This window comes from Streptomyces sp. NPDC007983, from assembly GCF_042958345.1.
GTDB lineage: Bacteria > Actinomycetota > Actinomycetes > Streptomycetales > Streptomycetaceae > Streptomyces.
Window position 1 is genome coordinate 1 of the sequence record NZ_JBIBJI010000064.1, and the last position, 2,016, is coordinate 2,016.

The 2,016-nt window shown below is 71.7% G+C and carries 1 protein-coding gene; it reads left to right on the forward strand.

From position 1 onward, the window contains the following. Nucleotides 1–2,016 (forward strand): amino acid adenylation domain-containing protein (locus ACFZCY_RS45445; RefSeq protein WP_391187711.1); only part of this gene is annotated, 2,016 nt, incomplete at both ends.

Below are 2,016 nucleotides of genomic sequence, written 5' to 3' on the forward strand. Positions count from 1 at the left end.
AGTACGCCGATTACGCGGTCTGGCAGCGTGAGGCGCTCACCCCGCAGGTACTGGACGAGGGGCTGGCGTACTGGCGGGAGCAGCTGGCCGGCGCTCCCGTCCTCGACCTCCCCACCGACCGCCCCCGCCCCGCCGTCCGCACCTCGAACGGCGCCGGCCGCCGGTTCGCCGTCCCCGCCGGAGTACGGGACCGCTTCAGCCGGATGTGCGAGGAGCAGGGCGTCACCCTCTTCATGGGACTGGTGGCGGCCGTGCAGCTGGTGCTGTCCCGGCACAGCGGCCAGCAGGACATCGTCGTCGGCACCGCCGACTCCGGCCGGGGCCACCAGGAACTGGAGGACCAGGTCGGGTTCTTCATCAACACCCTCCCCTTGCGCACCCGCATCGACGAAGATGCCACCGGCACCCAGCTGCTCGCCGGCGTCCGCGATACCGTCCTCGACGCCTTCGCGCACGTCGCCGTTCCCTTCGACCGGGTGGTCGATGCCGTCGTCACCGAGCGCGATCCCTCCCGCAGCCCCCTCGTCCAGGCCATGGTGCTGCTGCAGAGCATGCCCGGTGGGCTCGGCGATTTCGGCGGCCTGCGCTGGAGCGACCACCCGCTGGACATCGACTCCGCCCAGTTCGACCTGCTGATCGCCTTCGAGGAGAGCAACGGCGAACTCGGCGGTCTGATCAACTACAACACCGACCTCTTCGACGCGGCCACGGCGGACCGTATCGCCGCCCACGTGCTGATGGTCCTGACCGAGTGGGCGGAGCCGGAGGCAGTGGCACAGCCCCTCGCCGCGGCAGTGCCCACCCTGACCACAGGCGAGCGGACCCGCATCCTGGAGGAGTGGAACGGCCTCGGTGCGGAACCGGCAGGTGTCCTCCTCACCATGGCCGGCCTGTTCGAGGCCCAGCTCGCCCGGGATCCGCGGCGGACCGCCGTCGTCGAGGGCGACCTCTCCCTCAGCTACGCCGATCTGAACGCGCGGGCCGACCGTCTCGCCGGCGCTCTGCGCGCCCGCGGAGTGGGCGCCGACATCGCGGTCGGCGTATGCCTGCCGCGCGGAGTGATCTGGCTCACCGCACTCCTCGCGGTCGCCAAGGCGGCTGGTGTCTATGTGCCGCTCGACCCCCAGTATCCCGCTGACCGGCTCGGATTCATGGCCGCCGACGCGGAGATGGCGCTGATCCTCACCGACGGGGAAACCCTGGACCGCGTACCGGACGCCGGCATACCCGTGCTCCAGGTGGACGGCGAGCTTCCCGCCGAAGCGGTGGGGCGACCGACCGCTGTGCTCACTCCGGACTCCGGCGCCTACATGATCTACACCTCGGGTTCCACCGGACGCCCCAAGGGCGTCCTCGTCCCCCACCGCGGCATAGCGGGCATGGCCGCCGCGCATCAGCGGGCACTCGGGCTGACCGCCGACTCCCGGCTCCTCCAAGCGGTCTCGCCCAACTTCGACGTGGCGATGGCCGACGTACTGTCCACCTGGTACGCGGGCGCCACCCTGGTCCTGCCGGAGCCCGGGCCACTGGCGGGCGAAACGCTCGGCCAGGTCCTGCGTGACCGGAGGATCACCCATCTGGAGATCCCGCCGGCCGCCCTCCAGAGCGTGCCGGACATGGAGCTACCCGAGCTGCGCGGCCTGTTGGTCGGTGGTGAGGCGATGTCGGCGGAGGCCCTCGCCCGCTGGGCGCCCGGCCGGACGCTTCGCAATGTCTACGGTCCGACCGAGACCACGGTGACGGTCACCGCGGGAGACCCGGTGCGCGACTTCCGCGTCGACGGCGTACCCATCGGCCGGCCCGTCGCGGGCGCCCGGCTGTACGTCCTGGACGCCCGGCTGCGCCCGGTGCCGGTCGGGGTCGAAGGCGAGCTGTACATCGCCGGACCCGGAGTCGCCCGTGGCTACGTAGGACGTTTCGCGCTGACGGCGGAGCGTTTCGTCGCGTCTCCGTTCGGGGTGCGGGGTGAGCGGGTGTATCGCACGGGTGATGTGGTGCGGTGGCTGGCGGATGGGC